Raw genomic sequence first — 5,986 nt, forward strand, 5'->3', positions numbered from 1 at the left:
CAAATAAATATTGCTCCAAGACCTAGCAATTAAATTCTGCAATCTTTTCCTTCAATCTAAGTAAATAATTTGATGGATAAATAGAAAGCAACTGTCGTAAAATTCTAGGGCAGATGAGAAAAATTCTAACCATCCTAAATCTTTTATAAAACAACGTATAAAGATATAAAAGTTTAGATAGAATAAGATTGATACAGACTGAATATCATCCGCAAGTATAATTTTAGTTCAGCTACACATAAAAACATCAAAGTTAGTAGTTTTTACTAACTTTGATGTTCATTAATATTTTTACCAGTCACTTGGACATAAAGCTTCCAGAATTCTTTATTTCATAACAATCAAACTTTTATACATCAGAATTCTCGATAAATAAGCAAATCAGTATCACAAAGAGTCTCATTCTTATAAATATTTAATTGTCTTAATTGTCAAATTAAGTTAGACAAATCATCAATAAGGAGTTCTCTAGTAAAATCTATATGGAAAAACTTTATAATTTTATAGATGTGGCTGTTTCCTCTAATACTTCATTTAGTTCATCAATATTTTTCTTACCTTGTGTGCGTAACCACTCAATGGCCGCCTCTTTTCCATCCTTGATGAACACCTCTACACCATTTGCCCAAGTTGCACGACCGCACAGTACACCATTGAAAGTGGACCCTGCATTTTTAGCAAATCGTAATGTGTCCCGAAACAGACTAGCTGAAACTCCTGCACTTAAAAAGATAAACGGTAATTGTGTTGCTGCTGATTGTTCAGCATAGTATTTCGCTGCTACTTCTTGTGTATAAGCCACCTCATCTTTTGCATAACCTTCGACAAAATTCATATTAACCGGAACTTCTACTTTCAATACATCAACATGATATTTTTCATCAGAAAAAACTTTCATCATATCATTGACTTTATGCGGTTTTACTTTTGCATAATCCATACTATTAGCATCTAAACCAGCAGCATCATAAGAAACTAATTCTAAGAAAAACGGTAACTCTTCTGCTACACACTCTGAACCTAATCGTTCAATAAACGCATGCTTCTGTTCATTAATTTCCTTAGCTTCATCGACATCATAATACAATAAGAATTTACAAGCATCTGCACCCGTTTCTTTTAAACGACGTACTGACCATACATCTAAAATATCTGGTAATCTTCCTGGAATAGTTGCATCATAACCCGTTTTCTCGTATGCTAGTAATAAGCCACTTTCTGGATCTTTCTGTTTGGCCGCAGGTAATCCGTATTCGGGGTCTAGTAATATGGAAGATGTGTAGGGTGTTAATTCTTTTGAAACGAGTGTTTTAAACTCTATGATGTCTTCCGAAGTGGCTTCTTTTTTATATCTCGTAATCATTTTTTTCATCGCACCACGTTGATCAATAGCTAAGGCAGCAATCACATTCTGTTCATTTAAGATTTTTCGTAATCGCTTATTTTTTAACTCACTCACTCAACTTCTCCTCCAATTTCATATAATACTTTTACTTCTTTTGAGTCTTTTTCGCGCATTTTCTCGAATGGAATTTCTTGATCCTCTAATGAATAGATACCTGTAATTAATGGTAATGTATTAATCTCACCTGTTGCTAAATAGCGTAATGCAGCATGCCATTCAAAACCTGGAAATGGTGCAGAATAGGACATCCAAGAACCCGTTAGTTCTAATTCTCGACGTAAAATTAATTCAAACTCTTCTGCTTCAAATTGGACTGGATGTGTACAAGTACCAACAAAGACGACTTTTGCTTGACGATCAGCATATTTAATTGCTTGTACTTGTGTAATATGATTCCCAGCAGTTTCAAAAACAACAGAGGCACGACCATTTTCGTGAAAATATTGTTCTAAATCTGTAGTTACAGGATTAATAACGATATCTGCCCCAATTTTTTTCGCAAGAGCTAATTTCTGTTCATTTAAATCAATCACTGTAATCTCACCGACACCACGTGCACGCAAAGCCAATATAGTCATTAATCCAATAGTACCTGCACCCAAGACTAAAGTCTTATCACCTGATTTCGTTTGAATACGTTCAATTCCATGAATTGCTACGGTTAATGGTTCAATTGTAGCAGCAATTTTCAAATCCAATTCTTTAGGAACGACTAGACAATTTTCGACAGGAGCAACTACATATTCAGCCATTGCGCCTTGTTGCCTTGAACCGATAAAACTGTAATTTAGACATAATTGTGGGTGACCACTACAACATTGCTCACATTCATTACATGGAACTAAAGGTGCAACAGCAACTCTTGTTCCCTTCTCTATGGCAACACCTTCACCGATTTCAACAATCGTTCCAGAAAATTCATGCCCTAAAACCTGTGGAAATTGATGCACACCTCCATCAAAATAACGAGGTAAATCCGATCCACAAATCCCTACATAGGCGACTTTTATTAATACTTCCCCCTTCTGAGGTATTGGTCTATTGAGTTCTTGTAATTCCAATGTTGCCACGCCTGTTACCGTTAATGCTTTCAAACTATTTCACCTTCCTAAGATTCTTCAATTTCAACGTATAATTTTTCTTGTTTGTATTTTACATAAGTGTAAGCTAAACAGAATCCATAAAGAATAACGATTACAAAGAAACCTACACCCATTTCTAATGTAAATCCTTTTGTTAATAAATACGTGATTGGTGATCCAGCTTGGTCCATCGAGGAAATTTGTTCTCCTGATTTTATTAAACCAACTTGTTGCCCTAATGCTTGTTGAACAGATGACATTTGATTGGCAATCCACAATGTCATTATCATGATTGCGGTTCCAGAAAACAATGTTCTAAATATATTTCCTTTATGCACACCTACTGCGATGGCAACAAAAAAGCCAATTGTTGCTAAATCTCCAAATGGTAATATATTGTTTCCTGGAAGAATAACCGCAATTAGAATAGTCCATGGTACAAATAACATAGAAGTAGCAACTACTGCTGGATCTCCCAGCATTAAAGCGCAATCCAAACCAATTCGGAAATCACTACCTGAAAAACGTTTATCTAACATTGAGCGGGCAGCTTCTGAGATAGGAATAAGCCCTTCCATAATTAGTTTTACAACCATTGGCATTAAAACCATCACACCTGCCATTTGTACTGCTAGAGTAGCTGATTGTCCAATTGAATATTTTGCTAATAAACCAATAATGAACCCTAGTATAGCGCCGACAACTGTCGGTTGCCCAAATACGCCTAATTTTTCTTCTATTCTTTCAGGTGTCAATGTAATCTTGTTAAGCCCTGGGATTTTCTCAATCAAATCATCAATCGGCTTAGCAATAACTCCCATATAGGCGGATGTACCATGTGGCATTGCAATCCCATCTAGTCCGAAATATCCATCAGTTACTGGAGTAAAGATATCTCCTAATTTATAGATAATAGCTGCATGAATTATGATTCCTATAATTCCATAAACATAATTCCCTGTTGCAACCTGAATCATTGCACCAGTAAATGCAATATGCCAAATATTCCAGATGTCTACATTGACTACCTTAGTCATTTTTGTTATTAACATTAAAATATTCACCCCAATTGCAATTGGAATTGCAATCAAGCCCATACTTGATGCCCAAGCCATAGGTGCAGTTCCAGGCCAACCTAAATCGATTACATTTAATCCTAAATTATAATTGTCTGCCATAGACTTAGCAGCATCCCCTAAGTTCTCCGTCATTAAACTTATCACCAAGTTGATACCAACAAATCCAATACCAACAGTCAAACCTGAACGGAGAGATTTACCAAGTCCTTGTCTGAGTAATATGCCAATGATAAAAATAATTAGGGGTAACATTACTGTCGGCCCTAAATCGACAATATACTGAATAACTCCCATGAGATTACCTCCTCTTATTTAAGAACATCTAAAATTTGCTGTTCTAATTTCTCAATCCCAATCCCAGATATAAACGCAACTCCATGGATAACAGGCACTCCAAAGTCTTTTTTTACCTTTGCTGTTGTTACAATCAAATCAGCACCGTCTTTTTCAGAATCTAATTCTGTAATTCTTGTTTGCTTAACTTCTCCATCAATACCATTAGCTTTTAGTAATTCTTTGATACGATTAGCTGCTACTGTGGATGTAGCAATTGCTCCACCGCATGCGACGATAATACGTTTTTTCATTCTAGTTCCTCCTCGTTTTATAAGTAAGTGTTTACCACATTTTTGAATTCCTCAAGAGTATTTGACTGTAAAGACTTTTCGACCAATTCCCCTTCTTGTATTTTTGTTATTAAGTTCTGTAATTGATTCAAATGAGTGGCACCTTCCGCCAGAACTAACATAAAAAATACTCTTGGTAAAACTACATCCTCTTCATCTCCCCCCATCTCGTTGAAAACTATTTCATTTTTATTAACGATACAAAGGATTGTATCATTCTTTACAAACGTCCCATCTGTATGCGGAATTGCAACAGGTGGAACAGTTGGCAACCCTGTTGGAAACTCTTTTTCCCTCTTATTCAGTGCTTCTTCAAATTCTTTTGAAACGTAATTATTGTTAACTAAAAACTCAGTGGCACCTTTAAAAAATTCCTCTTTTGTTTTAAAGGAAGTTTCAAATAAAAACTCTTTTCTGATACTAATCATTTAGTTCATTCTCCTCTGTCTTAATAATCTCAAAATCATATTTTAGAAATTCCTCTTCTACTTCAAAGTCTTTAATATCAGTAGTGATAATGATATCTAAGTCTTCGAGATTTGAAGTTTTGTATAAAGCAGATTTTCCAAACTTTGTATCATCAGCTAACAAAATTGCTGTTTTGCTATGTTGAACCATCGTTTTAGAAATTTCAATTTCACCCATATGATAATTTGTTACTCCAGATTTAATATCAATACCAGCACAGCCAAAGAATCCTAAATCTACGAATATCTCCTTCGCATTATTTAACCCAAATGTTCCAAATAGCGAGTCCTCATTTTTTCTGACATTCCCACCTAAAATGATTAACTGAATTCCTGGAGAATGAATCAACAAATTGACAATTGGAATACTATTGGTAACAATTGTGAGATTTTCAAAATCAACTAATTTTTTTGCAAGTGAAAATGTGCTTGTTCCATAATCTAAATATATGGTGTCCCCCGGTTCAATAAACTGATAGGCACGATCTGCAATACTTTGTTTTTTCTCTTCATTTTCTGCACGTCTGCGCTCATAATCAGTTTCTGTATTTGCTTCGTCAAGAACTGCTCCACCGTATGTTTTTTTCAGTAAACCTTCCTCTTCCATTTCCATAATATCTTTTCGAACAGTTTCTCTAGAAACTTTTAACTGTTTACTTAAATCAAGGATTCGAACGGACTTTTGTTCTTTTAATATATCTAAAATAAGTTCTTTTCGATTGTCTGCCATGTTTCACACCACCCTACTGTAATCGTTACCAATATATTATCATATTTTTTGCAAGTTGCAAGTATAATATTTTGCATATTGCAAATTTTTCATTATTTTGCAAAATAAATGCAAAATAAATCTTTTTTATTGTATAATAGTACCAAGTAAACAAAGGAGGATTTTCAAATGATTCATTTAATATGCCCCAATCCAGCTATTGATCGTACATTACTACTAGAAACTATTGAAAACGCTGTACCCAATCGTCCTATTGAAGTAAAAGAGTTTCCAGGAGGGAAAAGTTTTAACGTTGCCTATGCACTCTCCTACGAAGAGGATAGTCCCCAAGTAACAATCCACACAATGCTTGGAGGTATTTATGGAGAACATTTAAGGAATTTAGCGCAAACAAAGGGCTACCGTGTTAGAGTCACAAATGTTGAAAAGAATACACGAATGTGTAATATTCTTGTCGATGTAAAAAAGAAAGAAATTGTACCGATTTACGAAAATGGATTTGATTTAAATCCCGAAATCTTAGAAGAGTTCACAATTAATTTAATAAATTCAATAAAAGATGGTGACTTAATTGTTTTTTCTGGTTCATTAATGAAA

General features: G+C 34.5%; 7 protein-coding genes. 1 reads left to right on the forward strand and 6 read right to left on the reverse strand.

Going from position 1 to position 5,986, the window contains the following annotated elements; genetic code table 11:
* Positions 1-493 precede the first annotated feature (493 nt).
* From lacD to Q0A12_RS03265, 6 genes are read right to left on the reverse strand one after another with little or no spacing between them, the layout of a single operon-like run.
* Positions 494-1,459 (reverse strand): tagatose-bisphosphate aldolase, encoded by a 966-nt coding sequence (gene lacD / locus Q0A12_RS03240; protein WP_291291273.1) that lies wholly within the window; start codon positions 1,457-1,459, stop codon positions 494-496.
* Positions 1,456-2,499: a galactitol-1-phosphate 5-dehydrogenase gene (locus Q0A12_RS03245; RefSeq protein ID WP_291291274.1), complete on the reverse strand. Its 1,044-nt coding sequence runs from the start codon at positions 2,497-2,499 to the stop codon at positions 1,456-1,458. The genes lacD and Q0A12_RS03245 overlap by 4 nt, the downstream gene beginning before the upstream one ends.
* 14 nt (positions 2,500-2,513) lie before the next feature.
* Positions 2,514-3,860: a PTS transporter subunit IIC gene (locus tag Q0A12_RS03250; protein WP_291291275.1), complete on the reverse strand. Its 1,347-nt coding sequence runs from the start codon at positions 3,858-3,860 to the stop codon at positions 2,514-2,516.
* 14 nt (positions 3,861-3,874) lie between these two features.
* Positions 3,875-4,153 (reverse strand): PTS galactitol transporter subunit IIB, encoded by a 279-nt coding sequence (gatB, locus tag Q0A12_RS03255; RefSeq protein ID WP_291291276.1) that lies wholly within the window; start codon positions 4,151-4,153, stop codon positions 3,875-3,877.
* Between the two features lie 17 nt (positions 4,154-4,170).
* Positions 4,171-4,620: a PTS sugar transporter subunit IIA gene (locus Q0A12_RS03260; RefSeq protein ID WP_291291277.1), complete on the reverse strand. Its 450-nt coding sequence runs from the start codon at positions 4,618-4,620 to the stop codon at positions 4,171-4,173.
* Positions 4,613-5,389, reverse strand: coding sequence for a DeoR/GlpR family DNA-binding transcription regulator (locus tag Q0A12_RS03265; RefSeq protein ID WP_291291278.1), 777 nt, complete (start codon positions 5,387-5,389; stop codon positions 4,613-4,615). The genes Q0A12_RS03260 and Q0A12_RS03265 overlap by 8 nt, the downstream gene beginning before the upstream one ends.
* Before the next feature lie 168 nt (positions 5,390-5,557).
* On the opposite strand from Q0A12_RS03265, the gene Q0A12_RS03270 reads away from it, so the two are divergent.
* A partial coding sequence (locus tag Q0A12_RS03270; RefSeq protein WP_366030712.1) for a PfkB family carbohydrate kinase occupies positions 5,558-5,986 on the forward strand: 429 nt, incomplete at its 3' end.

The sequence above is a fragment of the Enterococcus sp. genome (assembly GCF_022711995.1).
GTDB lineage: Bacteria > Bacillota > Bacilli > Lactobacillales > Enterococcaceae > Enterococcus_D.

What these genes read in the sequence shown, in the direction of transcription:
- Q0A12_RS03250 (WP_291291275.1), bottom strand. Translation starts at nt 3,860, where the DNA reads ATGGGAGTTATTCAGTATATTGTCGATTTAGGGCCGACAGTAATGTTA.
- gatB (WP_291291276.1), bottom strand. Translation starts at nt 4,153, where the DNA reads ATGAAAAAACGTATTATCGTCGCATGCGGTGGAGCAATTGCTACATCC.
- Q0A12_RS03260 (WP_291291277.1), bottom strand. Translation starts at nt 4,620, where the DNA reads ATGATTAGTATCAGAAAAGAGTTTTTATTTGAAACTTCCTTTAAAACA.
- Q0A12_RS03265 (WP_291291278.1), bottom strand. Translation starts at nt 5,389, where the DNA reads ATGGCAGACAATCGAAAAGAACTTATTTTAGATATATTAAAAGAACAA.